General features: G+C 56.8%; 11 protein-coding genes. All 11 read right to left on the reverse strand.

The window, feature by feature from the left end; translation table 11 throughout:
• Positions 1–316: 316 nt before the first annotated feature.
• Positions 317–628, reverse strand: coding sequence for a DUF3144 domain-containing protein (locus tag RBH33_RS08915; protein WP_306731825.1), 312 nt, complete (start codon positions 626–628; stop codon positions 317–319).
• Positions 612–3,734, reverse strand: a complete 3,123-nt coding sequence (locus RBH33_RS08920; RefSeq protein WP_306731826.1) for an efflux RND transporter permease subunit — start codon at positions 3,732–3,734, stop codon at positions 612–614. The genes RBH33_RS08915 and RBH33_RS08920 overlap by 17 nt, the downstream gene beginning before the upstream one ends.
• The gene (locus tag RBH33_RS08925; RefSeq protein ID WP_306731827.1) at positions 3,731–4,945 is read right to left on the reverse strand and encodes an efflux RND transporter periplasmic adaptor subunit; all 1,215 of its coding nucleotides are present in this window, start codon (positions 4,943–4,945) and stop codon (positions 3,731–3,733) included. Before RBH33_RS08925 ends, RBH33_RS08920 begins: the two co-directional genes overlap by 4 nt.
• 226 nt (positions 4,946–5,171) lie before the next feature.
• The gene (locus RBH33_RS08930; RefSeq protein WP_306731828.1) at positions 5,172–8,288 is read right to left on the reverse strand and encodes an efflux RND transporter permease subunit; all 3,117 of its coding nucleotides are present in this window, start codon (positions 8,286–8,288) and stop codon (positions 5,172–5,174) included.
• Positions 8,289–8,292: 4 nt separating this feature from the next.
• Positions 8,293–9,525: an efflux RND transporter periplasmic adaptor subunit gene (locus tag RBH33_RS08935; protein WP_306731829.1), complete on the reverse strand. Its 1,233-nt coding sequence runs from the start codon at positions 9,523–9,525 to the stop codon at positions 8,293–8,295.
• Positions 9,526–9,621: 96 nt separating this feature from the next.
• A complete protein-coding gene (locus RBH33_RS08940; RefSeq protein WP_306731830.1) occupies positions 9,622–9,852 on the reverse strand; it encodes a hypothetical protein in 231 nt (76 codons plus the stop codon).
• A 222-nt stretch (positions 9,853–10,074) separates the two neighbouring features.
• On the reverse strand, positions 10,075–10,308 hold the full coding sequence (locus RBH33_RS08945) for a hypothetical protein (RefSeq protein WP_306731831.1): 234 nt from the start codon (positions 10,306–10,308) through the stop codon (positions 10,075–10,077).
• Between the two features lie 44 nt (positions 10,309–10,352).
• Positions 10,353–10,589 (reverse strand): SHOCT domain-containing protein, encoded by a 237-nt coding sequence (locus tag RBH33_RS08950; RefSeq protein WP_306731832.1) that lies wholly within the window; start codon positions 10,587–10,589, stop codon positions 10,353–10,355.
• Positions 10,590–10,956: 367 nt separating this feature from the next.
• Complete coding sequence (locus RBH33_RS08955; RefSeq protein WP_306731833.1) at positions 10,957–11,877, reverse strand: hypothetical protein; 921 nt, start codon at positions 11,875–11,877, stop codon at positions 10,957–10,959.
• Complete coding sequence (locus RBH33_RS08960; RefSeq protein WP_306731834.1) at positions 11,870–12,751, reverse strand: ABC transporter ATP-binding protein; 882 nt, start codon at positions 12,749–12,751, stop codon at positions 11,870–11,872. The genes RBH33_RS08955 and RBH33_RS08960 overlap by 8 nt, the downstream gene beginning before the upstream one ends.
• Entirely contained in the window at positions 12,751–13,125 is a 375-nt protein-coding gene (locus RBH33_RS08965; RefSeq protein WP_306731835.1) for a GntR family transcriptional regulator, read from the reverse strand. Before RBH33_RS08965 ends, RBH33_RS08960 begins: the two co-directional genes overlap by 1 nt.
• Between the last annotated feature and the right edge of the window lie 137 nt (positions 13,126–13,262).

A 13,262-nucleotide genomic window follows, 5' to 3' on the forward strand; every position in this document is an offset into this window, starting at 1 on the left:
TGACGCGACCGAGACAGGAGGGCGACGTGTAGCCGAATACCGATGCCCAAACGCACCACCCAAGCTGAGGGAAAGGTTAGCCGGTGTTCTGAGTCCCTCGGACGCAGGAAGTCGGCGCGGAGCGTACACGGACTGGGAATTCTAAGCCCAGACGTACCACCCAAGCTGAAGGAAAGGATAGCCGGCCTTCTGAGACCCTCGGAGGCAGGAAGCCGACGCGGAGCGTACAGGGATGTATTTACAGCGTGTCTCAGAAGGCCGGCTATCCTTTCCAACGCCCAGACCTAAACCCAACGGACCGAGACCAGTACCCAGATCAGTCGTCGTCAGACTCAGGCCGCTCCTTCGCGATGTAAACTTTGTAGTTTTCCCGATAATCTTCCAGATCCGCACGCAAGTGCTCGCGGTATTGCGTGGTCAGGAACTGCAGGGAAGAATCCATCTCTTCAGTGAATTCCTTGCGATCCAATGACGAGGCGGCCACCACAAAAGCGCTGAAGCGCGCACTGGCCTGCAGCAAGGCGGCGCTAACCGCGCTTGGGTCGGCGTCATCGCACGCCTCGTTGGCGCGCTGGATAAACTCATCCACCAAATTCCAGTAGGCCTCGTCTTCAGGCGCTTTGCTCATGCAGATCTCCTTTGTTGCGCTGCCAAAATGCGGTCCAACGCTGACCAAAACGGTCCGCGCTCACATAAAGTGTGGGCACCAAAATCAGAGTGACCAGGGTCGCAAAGAGTACACCGAAGGACAGGGAGATGACCATGGGAATTAAAAAGCGTGCCTGTACACTCTGCTCAAACATGATGGGCATAAGGCCGATAAACGTGGTCACCGACGTGAGCACAATGGCGCGGAAGCGATCGCGCCCGCCCTGCAACACGGCTTCGAGCACCTCCATGCCCTGGCGGCGTAGGGTATTGATGCGGTCTAGCAAGACCAGATTGTCATTGACCACCACGCCCGCTGCAGCCACAAAGCCGAGCATGGAAAGCATACTTACCTCGCGCCCCATAATCAGGTGCCCGATGATGGCGCCCATAAAACCGAACGGAATCGCGGTCAGAATCATTAACGGTTGCCAGTAGGAGCGGAAGTTCACCGCCATCAGACCGTAAATCACCAGCACCGCCAACAGAAAGTTTTTGCCCAGCGTGCTCATAAAATCCGCTTGATCCTGCATGGTGCCATCCGGGGTCAGAGTCAGGCCGGGAAATTGCTGACGCCACTCGGGCATGTGCCGATCCATCAGGTCGGCAACAATCGCTTGAGCATCGCCCCCCTCTTCCAATTCAGCGGTGAGCGTAATATTGCGTTTGCGGTCGAGCCGCTCGATGGACGAATAGCCGGGCACAAAATTCACGTCCGCCACGGATAGCAGCGGCACCTGGGCACCGTCGGCGGTGCGTACCCGCATCTGATCCAAATGGAACAAATCGTCTCGCTCCTGCTGCGAATAACGCACCAGGACTCGCACGTCCTCCACGCCTCGGGGAATCCGCTGCGCCTCCTCGCCGTAATAGGCCTGTCGTACCTGGCGCGCCACCTGATCGAGGCTGATGCCGAGCATTTCCGCGCCGGGGCGCAGGGTCAGTTCAATTTCTGGCCGCTCGGCTTCCATGCTGTTGCGCACGTTGGACGTTTCCGGGTATTCACGCAAAGCCTGGCTGACCCGCTCGGCAATGGCACGCTGAGCGTTGGGGTCATTGTCTGCAATGCTCAAATTCAGGCGAATGTCGTCGCCGGGTTCATTGATGGTGAAATCCAGGCGGTATTCCCGCGCTTCCGGAATATCGCCGATCAGCTCACGCCAGCGGCGGCTCACCTCCGGGCTGGAAATCTCCCGGTTTTCAGCCGCAGCCAGGTTCACGGCCACGTACACATTGACGCCCCAAGCCCAGGTGGTGATGCCATCGATAAAATCCCGTTGTGCGCTCACGCGCAGCTCCGGGTCAGCGGCCAACTGCAAGGCCGCGCCTTCCACCTGACGCATCACGCGGCGGGTTTCGTGAAAGGGGGTTCCCTCGGGTAGCACCACCCTTGCCTCCACATAGTCCGACGGCACCTGAGGCATAAAGCTCGTGGTCAGCCAGCCGGTCATAAACAAGGTCAAAGAGAGGACAAAAGCCACCACAAAGGCCGATAAAGTGGCGAACTTGTGTCGTAAAAAGTGATGTAAGCCACGCAGATAAACTCGATCCCCCACCCAGTCCAAGCCGGAAGCCAACTTGCGGCGCCCGTTGCTGAGCTTGCGCAGGCTGGCAAAACGGCTCTCCTGCTCCGGCTTCATGTGGGCCAAGTGCGAGGGCAAAATGAACAGGCATTCAATCAGAGAAAAAACGAGGCAAAGAATCACCACCGCCGGAATGGCGAAGGTGATGGTGCCCATGGGACCGGGAATCGCCAACATGGGGGCAAAGAAGATCATGGTGCTGATGACGGCAAAAAATACCGGCACGGCAACCATTTTTGCACCGCTGGCCGCACTGGCAGCGCCCTTCAAGCCATGTTGCTGGCGGGAGTAAATATTCTCACCCACGATAATTGCGTCATCCACCACAATCCCGAGCACCAACAGGAAGGCGAACAGGGAAATCATGTTCACACTCACCCCGGTATAGGGCAGCAGCCAGACGGCGCCCGCAAATGCGGTGGCAATACCCACACACACCCAAAGCGCAAGCAAGGGGCGCAGGAACAGCATCAGCACAATAAACACCAGCAACAGGCCCTGCAGGGCATTGCCCAACAACAGGTTCAAGCGGCTTTCGTACAGCTCCGAAGCGTCCTGCCAAACAGTTAATTGGACACCGCTGGGTAACTGCACGGATTCCATATAGGCGCGCACTTCTTTTGCGGATGCCACAATGTCCGGGTTCTCGGTAATGCTCAGCTCCAGAAAGGCGGCGGGCTGACCATTAAACTGAGCAAACACATCCCACTGATCAAAGCCGTCGCGAATATCGGCGATATCGCGCAGCAATACCCGGGTGCCATCGGCGCGGGTGATCACGGGTATGGCCCCGAAATCGTCGGCAGTGTAGGCCTGATTGCGGGTTTGAATTTGGATATCGCCTTCATGGGCTCGAATCTGCCCGGCGGGCACGTTCAGGGACGAAGCCCGAATGGCGGTGGCGATTTGCTCAAAGGTGAGTTGGTGGCGGCGCAACGCCTGTTCGGACACCTCTATGCCCATTTGGTAGGGGCGGGTGCCGTTGAGGGCTACGTGGGAAACACCGGGCAAAAGGGACAGCTCATTGCGTACCCAGTGAGCGGTCTCCTTCAGAGCGGCCTCGTCTACGTCCCCATGCAGCGCCAAACTCATAAGCGGGCTGCGGCCAACAATTTGGGTGGTAACCGGACGCTCCACGGCACCGGGGAAGGTGTCAATGGCATCGACGCGGGTTTTGACTTCGTTCAGCACTTGCTGGGCGTCGTAACCTTCCATGACTTTAATGGTGACTGTACCGAAACCCTGATTGGCGCGGGCGACGATTTCCTCCACGCCATCCAGATCGGCCACCGCCTCCTCAATCCGGATCACCACCTGCTGCTCCACCTCCGACGGCCCGGCGCCGGGGTAGCTCATGCTCACCTGAATGTAATTGATGGCAATGGTGGGAAAGACTTCCTTGTCCAGTTTGGTCGTGCTCATAAAGGCACCGATAAAAATCAGTACCATCAGCAGATTGGCGGCGACTTTGTTTTCAACAAACCACTGAATCAGCCGGTTCATTCATCGGCTCCCGCCGAGGTAGCGGCAAGCTGCTCGTCCTCACCGGCCTCATCTTGCTCGCCGGCAATGGCCACCTGAACGCCCGGACGAAGGTAGCCTTGGCGGTCTGTGATCACGGCCTCTTGGTCGCGCAGATCGCCCTTAACCCACACTCGGTCTGCTTCCACGCGCACAATCCGCACCTGTTTGGGGGTCACCTCCCCCTCGTCGGACACGGTATAGATTTGATTGCGCTGAAATACGGCGCTGCGCGGCAAGGCGGCCAAGCCGGGGATCGATCGACCGCTGATTTCCGCCTCCACAAACAGCCCCATCAGCAGCGGTGCGGGCTGTCTCTCCCGATTGAACGGTTCGGGAATTTCCACAATCGCATGGAACATACGAGACTGGGCATCCAGGCTCGCCTGGGTGCGCGTGATACGACCTTGCCATTGGTAGCGTTCCCCGGCGATTTCACCACTCAGCACCACCTCCGGAAAAACCTCCTCGTCCCGATCGAAGCCAAGGGGCAGATCCAGCAGGGCCGCTTCGCCATCCGTCAGCGCCAAATGCACCTCAGCCACCGAAGCATCATAAATGGTCGCAATGGGTGTGCCGGGGGCCACGTATTGCCCCAAGTTCACTAATGTGTCGCGAATTCGCCCTCGAAAGGGCGCACTGACTCGCGCCCGCTCCAAATCTAACTGCGCGCGTTCCAGATCCGCCTGGGCCGCTGCTACCGTCGCTTCCGCCGCCGCTAATTGCGGCTTGCGAAGAAATAGGGCGTTGGCATCTTCGCTGCCCAAGTCACGCCACTCCCGCTGTGCCTGCCGGCTCAGTCCGCGCTCGGCGGCCAGTGCCTGCTGGGCATCGGCGAGCCGGGCCTGAGCGCCCGCCAGGGCAAAGCGGTAATCCCGCTCATCGATTTGCACCAGCCATTCGCCGGCGGCAAACGTCCCGCCGCTGGCATAGTTGGGGGCCACATCCACGACTGTACCGCCCACTTGGCTAACCAGCTGAATCTCCCGCCTCGGCTCGACGGTACCCTGGCTGCGCACCGTCAGGGCTCGGTCTTCCAGAACGACACGCGTCACATCCACCACCGGCGGTGGTGGTTCCGGCTCGGGCCTGGGCTCGGGGCGCGGCCGCAGGGTAATCAAGGCCGCCATTAGCGCGGCGCCCAGCACCAAAATGATCAGCGCTGGCGGCAAACGCCGCCATAGGGATCCCATTTTCAAAACCTCAAACCTCGTCGTGTTCTTGCTCACTGACCCAATTAATGACGAAAGGCGCCGTCGCTAATACACAGCTGGTCCAAAACTCCCGTCTCCCACACCGTGACGACTTTGTCATCTTGTATTTGAGTTCGTCAATTTCACCTTTGTGTAGGCTCGCCTAAACGCAAAAAATTCCTTTTTCCGATGATAAGCGCTGACGACACCTCATCGCAGTTCTCAATCACGCAAGCGCTGGCTGAGCCGGGAACCGCTGCTGTACCCGTGCCTTCAATCGCACACCTCCGTAGTAAGCACAGGGCACCAGGAAGAGTGTGATCACCGAGGCGAACGCCACGCCGAATGACAGGGAAACCACCATCGGCTTCAAGAACTGCGCTTGCAGGCTACGTTCAAACAGAATCGGCATCAAGCCCACAAAAGTGGTTACGGAGGTGAGCACAATCGGCCGGAAGCGGTCCACCCCGGCGTGCAGCACTGCCGTGAGGGTGTCTTCACCGCGCTCGATTAACTTATTGATGCGCTCAAGCAGTACCAGATTGTCATTCACCACGACGCCCGAACAGGCTAGAAAACCGAAGGCCGAGAAGAGACTGAAATCCAGCCCCAATAGAAGATGACCGAACACAGCCCCGACGAACCCGAAGGGCACGGCAAGCATAATCAACAGCGGTTGGAACACCGAGCGGAAGGCGATGGCAAATAACGCCAGTACCAGAACAAAAACCGCGAGAAAATTACTGGCAAAGTTATCCCCGAATTCGGCTTGGGAGCGCAAATTACCATCTGTGGTGAGATCAAAGCCCAGGTGTTGTCGACGCCATTCGGTGAGGTTCTGATCCAGCATATCACTGACGATTCTGCCGGCGTCGTGTCCCTCTTCCACCTCAGCGGTAATGGTAATGTTGCGTTTGCGGTCCACCCGGCGGATGGTGCTGGAGCCGGGCACCAGCTTGATGTCCGCCACGGCGGAGATGGGTAGCTCCCGGCCATCATCGGTACGAATTCGAATATGGTCCAGGGTATCCAGGGTCTGGCGCTCTTCGGCCGGGTAGCGCAGCATGACCCACACATCTTCCTTGGCGCGGGGAATGCGCTGAATCTCTTCGCCATAGAACCCCTGGCGAACTTGCCGGGCTACGTCAGCTCGGGTGATACCCAGCGCCTCGGCAAAAGGCTTGAGCTCCACCTCCGCTTCAACGCGCTCGGAATCGAAATCGCTGCGAACGTTGGATACGCCGGGGTAAGACGCCAGCACCTTGCGCACCTCATCAACCGCCGCTTGCTGCATCTCCCTGCGGTTCTCCAGCATGGTGAGGTTTAGCGTGATCTCGGGGCCGCCACCACTCATAGCGGCGTTGAGAGAAAAACTTTGCGCCTCCGGCAGCGGGCCAATCAAAGCGCGCAATTTTTCACCCACTTCAGCGGATGACACGTTGCGCTCTTCGTCCGGCGTTAACCCGATAAACACGCTGGCGTGGGTGTTGTTTAGGCTGCGGTTTACCTCGCGAATAAATGGCTGGCCGTCATTCTTTCTCAGCAGCTCTTCATCCTGGCTCACAATGTCGATTTGCTCCTGAATGTGCAGCGCCGTTTCCTGAGTACGCGAAAAGGGCATGCCGTCGGCGAAGCCAACGTTGACGAATATAGCGGGCTGCGGCACCTGCGGGAACATTCTCAAATTGACCCAGCCCGTCATCACGATGGTCACGGTTATGGCGAATACGAAAAAGAATCCCAAAAAGACATTGCCCTTGTTCGCCAGTGCGCGTTTTAAGCCGGGCTGATACACGTTGGAGGCAAACCGCTCCATACCATCGGAGAACCGGTGTCGAACCCGGCTAAGTTGCTGCAGGGCGTAAAAACGGCTGGGCCGTTCTGGCTTCATATGGGACAGATGCGACGGCAATATGAGTAAGGTTTCGATCAAAGAGAAAACCAAGCACAGAAATACCACCCAAAAAATAGACCGGGTATAGATCAACACATCCGATGGAACATTCATCATGGGCAGGAAGAACAGTATCGTGCTCATCACCGCCAAGAAGACGGGTTTTAGAACAGAAACGCTGCCAGAATAGGCCGCCAGTTTTCCCGTCTCGCCCCGTTGCTGGTGACGGTAAACACTTTCACCAACGATGATGGCATCGTCCACCACGATGCCCAATACCATCAGAAAGGCAAACATGGACAGCATGTTAATGGACACGTTCAGATAGGGCAGCAACCAAATGGCGCCGGCAAATGTGGTAGCAATGCCCACCACCACCCACATGGCAAGTACGGGGCGCAGGAACAGCATCAGAATCATAAACACCAAAAACAAGCCCGCTAAGGCATTTCCCTTAAGCAGGTCATAACGGCTGTCGAATATGCTCTTGGCTTCAAAGTTGATCTTGAGCGTCACGCCTTCCGGCAAGTACTGCTGAAAATTTTCCACATAGGCGCGGGCGTTCTCCGTGCCTTCTACCAAAAGCGGGTCATCGCTCATTTTTACTTCGAGATTCAGCCCCGGTTTGCCGTTCATGGAAAATTCCATGTTCTGCTCGGCAAAGCCGTCTGTGATGTCGGCAATATCGCTTAACAGTAAGCGGCTGCCATCGCGTCCGCTGCGCACCACTATCCGGGAAAAATCTGCGTAATCAAATGCCTGAGCACGAGTCTGCACCGCCAGGTCGCCGTCCTTTGAGCGAATGGTCCCGGCCGGCAAGTTAAGGGAGGAGTTGCGGATTGCTCGGGCGACTTCGTCAAAGGTGAGGTTATAGCGCCGTAAGGTGGCTTCGGAAACTTCAATGCTCACCTCGTCGTCGCGCAAGCCCATGATCTGAACTTCGGAGACGCCTTCGAGCAGGGCCATTTCATCCCGTATCTGATAGGCCAGATTCTTAATCACGCGCAGATCGACATCACCGTAGATGGCCATCCACATCAAAAACTCGCGGTACACCAGCTGGGCGATGATCGGCCGCTCCGCGGAGGAGGGGAAGGTGTTGATAGCATCCACCCGGCCTTTGATGTCGCTCAGTAGCTCGCGCACAGCAAAGCCTTCCGTCACCTGCACGTTCACTCGACCAAAGCCCTCATGGGCTTCTGAGCTAATCTGGTAAATTCCGGGCAAACCCGCAATGGCTTCTTCAATACGTACCACGATCTGTTGCTCCACTTCACCGGGAGCCGCACCTGGGTACACCATGGAAATACTAATCTGATTGCCTTCGTAGGTGGGGAAGGCTTCTTTATCAATCATGCCATAACTGGCGATACCACCCAGCAGGACGGCAAGCATCAAAAGATTGGCTGCAATAGGATTGTCGACAAACCACCGCATAAGTCCGCGCATGGGATTAATCCTCCTGCGGAACGTGGAGTGCCTGAGTGATTACATCACTCGGCATGGCCGGGGCGATCTCAGTATTCCACACCGGCTCGACCAGGGTTCCAGCGGGCGTGAGCGACTGTTTCTCCAGGGCGATGAACGCATCGTGCGCAACCTCTCCTTGAACCCACACAAAATCTTCCGACCGGCGCAGCACGCGCACCCGTTGCTCCGTAATTTTGTTCTGTTCGTCCAAGGTCAATAGTTTGTCCCGCGAGTAAAGTGCCGAGCGGGGCAAGCGTAGGACCTGATCGAGAAGTCGACCTTCAATCTCCGCGTCAACGAACACGCCCGGCAGGAGTGGCACTTGCGGTTGCCCGTCGAGTGCTTCGATGCCAAAGGGATCCTGAACCTCAACCACAGCGAATATCATGCGGGAGTTATCATCAACGAAGGCATCGGTGCGGGTAATTTCCCCTTCCCATTGATGACGACGCCCCGCCACCGTGCCGGTAAGAGTCACTTTAGGGCGCCCCAGAACCCGGGCTTCAGCGGCTGTCAGAGGTAGGTCAAGCAGTGACGCTTGTAGATCCGTCAGGGGCAGCCTGATCTCAACGGTAGTAGAGTCATAGACCGTGGCCAGCAATGTGCCGACGGAAACATATTGCCCCACATCGGCGTGCTTTGACTTAACGCGACCATAGAAGGGAAGCGTTACCTGAGTGTTTTCCAGATTCATTTCCGCGACTGCCAGGGCGGCCTGAGCGGATTCGACACCCACCTCGGCGGCGGCCAGTTGGGGTCTGCGCAGAAACAGATCGTTCGCACTCGCATTGCCCAAGTCGCGCCATTCACGTTGGGCCTGATGGCTTAACCCGCGCTCCTCCGCCAGGCGATGTTCCGCCTCGGCCAACTGAGTCTTGGCCTGCAACACGGCTGCGCGATACTCTCGGTCCTCGATTTGTAGCAAGACCTGGGACGGATCAAAGAAACCGCCGCTGACAAACACCGGCTCCACGTTGACGATTCGGCCGGAAACCTGAGCGACCAGCTCAATTTCCCGCTTAGGCCTTACCGTTCCCTGCGCATTGACGGATAGGCGCATCGCCTCAGCTCTGGCCTTGGTGACAGCCACTTCGATAACCGTTGACTCGTCCTGCATGGGCTGCGGTTCAGGCCTGGGTTTGGCTACCACCAGAGTAGCCATAATCAGCCCGCCGAACACACTAATCCCAACTGCGACCAAAATCTTCCTAAGCATTGAATGTTCCCCAATAGTCCCTAATATTTGAAAGGCTGTTTACGCCGAGCGCCAGCGTTCGGCAGAAAAAAATGCAAGCAACCAGTGACATAATCCTCACAACTGCTCGTCCCGAAGTTTCAACTCCCACGCTGTGATCAGCATGTCGCGCCTGATGCTGTATTCGAGCTCGTCGATATCACCTTTGCTATAGGCGATCCTCAACGTAGAGATTTCCTTCTCCAGTTGAGGATCGCCGGCAAATTTGTTGTCCCGCGTCTCGATTACACAAGCTCCGGCGGTAACCGATAAAAGCAGCAACGCAGCGATGGCTAGCTTTGTGTTCATTGTTCCGCTTCCCGCTAAATGACAGTGTTGTCTATGCGATCGTCCATGCGCAAAGCTAAGCTTTCCGCGGCCCAAGCGCTGACCGATGCCTACTATGACGCTCGCCCGAGGCGGTTTGGATTCAGCGTCTGAAAAAAATTGTTAAAAAACTTGGCAGGGTTGTGTTGATAAGAGAGTCAGCACTGAATGCGCTCCGCTACAGGCCAACTCTGCTGCCTATTGCTACCGAGACTGTGCGCGGATCAATCGGCGCTTTATCTCTGCATGTTCCTGCTCGGTAATAACTCCTTCGTCCAGCGCCGCTTGCAAGTCGGTCAACTCGGCTCCCAAGGTCGGCGGATTTACATGCCGCTCGTCACCTTCGTGAATTGCACAACCCGTGGCAGCAGCGCACAGCAGTAAGAGCGCGGCCAATCTGATCCTTGAAGTCGACATGTTTGTTGATGTGGTGCTCATTGGACTTATCCTTTTCGTTGAGAGGCTTTAATTCGATGGGTTTACTAGCGCTTGCGCTTTTGGTCCGCCGCCGGCGCTGTGCGGCCATCGATCAAGCGCTCTTTTTTACGTGCATACTCTTGCTGGCTGATGGCGCCTTTATCCAATGCCGACTGCAAGTCCAACAATTCCTGGCCGAGCGTGGGCTGATGGATGGTTTCCTGGGTGCCGCCGTGGTACATGCAGCCCGCCATCGTGAGGGACAGGGCCAAAAATGATGCCGCTTTGATTTTGTTGTTCATTGGTAAACTCCTTTCGTAATTGAAACGTTGTGGTTGGGCTTTCCGAGCTCAGCGCTTACATTTTGTAGCCTCTGATTTCGTCATCCCCGCGAAAGCGCACCTCTGTCCGGGATAAATGGATTCCAACTTCGTAAGCAAGTCCCTGGGCCGCACAGGGTGAGTGTTCAGCAAACGTCGTGAACCCATCCGTGGGGACTGCCTCAAAAGGTCCCTCTTTTGAGGCTTGCTGAACACTCACCCTGCACGCCCCCAGTAACCTCAGACTATGGTTTTCTTTTCTCAAGCCCGAAGGCAGGAGTGCCGTAGTCGCGGCAACGGAGGCGCTTAGTTGATACGTTGTTCACTGCGCCCGTGAAAACTTCAAACTCTAAATTTCGTAGCGGTTGTTGCGTAGCCAGATGCTGGCCAATACAAACATTGCGCAGACCGCCAGGCCCCCGAACAGTGCCGGGCTCACCAAGCCATTGCCAAGTTGATTCGTCAGTTCGCTCGGCCCCTGTATGGCCGCAACAAAGGCCATAACACCCGCGCCGATTTGCCCGGCAATGGCGCCCCCGAGATAACTGCTACCGAGTACCCAACGCTCCAGAATCACCGCGCCCAGGGGCAGCCCTATAGCCCACAAAAAAGGCGCTTTTTTGGCGACCGCCGAGGCCAGCAACAACCAGGAAAACAGCGGCAGCAGCCAAAGCGCCAACAATGTCCAAGCCAGCACCATCTCAAATGCGCTACTCACGAGTGCAGATAGCACAGCACCGATTCCAGGCAGTGGCACGCCCAGCGCGATAGCGCCATATAGAAAGAGCAGCAAAAGGTAGATCACACCGGTAGCCAGTGCCGCCAAGATGTAGATGCCGGGCGCTAGCAAAAGGGCGGTGCCCAATTTGGTCAAAACGCTCTGAGTCTCGCTCATGGGCAGAGATTTCCAGAACAAAATACTTTGATCGCGCCGATCCGTATAAAGGCTGCCGAGTAAATACGAGGGAATGACCAGCAGCAACACCAGCACAAACATGGTATGGATAGCGGCCAGGCCAGCGGTCAGGATACGTGGATGCACTTGAAACAAGTCGCCGCTGAACAGCAGCGCCAGAAACTCACTCGCATCGCCCTCAACGTTTACCTCAGCCCACTTGCCACCCGTCAGCTCTTGAACATTCTGCTGAGTGGTAAACATGCCCACCAACAAAAGCGCCACCAAAATACCGCCCAATATCAGTGGGGTACGCAGAATGCTCGCTCGAGACTCCCAAAGTTCACGTTGAAACTGCATCAGCATCTTATTCATGTTCACCTCCCGCCGCCGCGTCCCGGGGCATTTCCATTTTGGCCACAAACAGATCCGCCAGTGTGGGCGTTCGAGTTTCCCCGAGCGGTTCCAACTGTGCGCGTGCAACGTCTTCAAAAATCATCGCTCGACCGCCCAGAATGGGACGGCTGTGTATGGGCTGTAACGCTTGCGCGGCAGCCACTTGCTCCTGGCTGACCTGCAACTCGGTGTAGCGATGTTCGATGTCATCCATCTCGGCCTGCAAGCACAACTTGCCGTTTTTAATAAACACCACATGGGTGAGCAGGTTTTCGATCTCCTCCACCTGATGAGTGGTGACCAGTATGGTTTTTTGCTCGTCGAAATAATCGTCCAGCAGGGCGCGGTAGAACTGTTTGCGGTAGAGAATATCCAGGCCCAGAGTTGGCTCATCCAACACCAGCAGTTTGCTGTCGATGGCCATAATCAGAGCCAGGTGCAACTGGGTCATCATGCCTTTGGAAAGTTCACGCACCCGGCTGTCACGCTTAATGTCAGTGCGCTTGAGGAAGACTTCCGCCTTGGCGCGATCAAAGCGCGGGTGTACTTGCTCCATGTAACTGACGGCCTCGTGCACCTTTAGCCAGCGGGGCAGAATCGCGGTATCGGCGATAAACGACACTCGCTCCAGCAGGCGGCTGCGCTCGTGGCGCGGGTTCATGCCCAGTACCGATAAGTCGCCTTCCACTGTAGCCAGGCCGAGTATGCCTTTTAAGAGGGTGGTTTTACCGGCGCCGTTGGGCCCGATCAGGCCCACGATCTGTCCGGGGGCCACATCCAAGTCAACGCCATCCAGCGCCGGGGTTTTGCCGTAGACTTTGCGCAGGTCACGGGCGTGAATTACTGAGTCCATCAGGGTGTCTCCTTCAACATTACTTTGATTTGGGCATTGAGTTCGGCCTCCGAAATGCCCAGTTGCCGTGCCCGCTCCAGCAGGCGCGGCAGGTCATCCTTCAACAGCTTGTCGCGCTCGGTGGCGGCTACTTTGTCGCGCGCACCCGGCAGTACAAACATGCCCAGGCCGCGGCGTTTTTCCACCAGCTCCAGCTCCACCAGCTCTTGATAGGCCTTGGCCACGGTCAGGTGGTTGATCTGGTAATCGGCCGCCACTTGGCGGACCGAGGGAATGGCTTCGCCCTCCTTGAGCGCGCCTTTCAGAATTAACGCCAAAATGCGCTGGCGCAGCTGGCGGTAAATGGGCTCGTCGTCTCTCCAGGGTTCTTGCATGGGTCAGTCTCTTTAACCTCGTCAGGCTAGCGGTAATCCGGGACCGGCCTCCGTACCGGTGTTATACATAACTATATCACAAGGAAAGCGGGACGCAAGTATTTTTATGCGCGCACAGATTTTTGCCAAAAACAAGA

Origin of the sequence: Marinimicrobium hydrolyticum (assembly GCF_030848505.1) — a bacterium.
In the GTDB taxonomy this organism is placed as follows: domain Bacteria; phylum Pseudomonadota; class Gammaproteobacteria; order Pseudomonadales; family Cellvibrionaceae; genus JAVDDU01.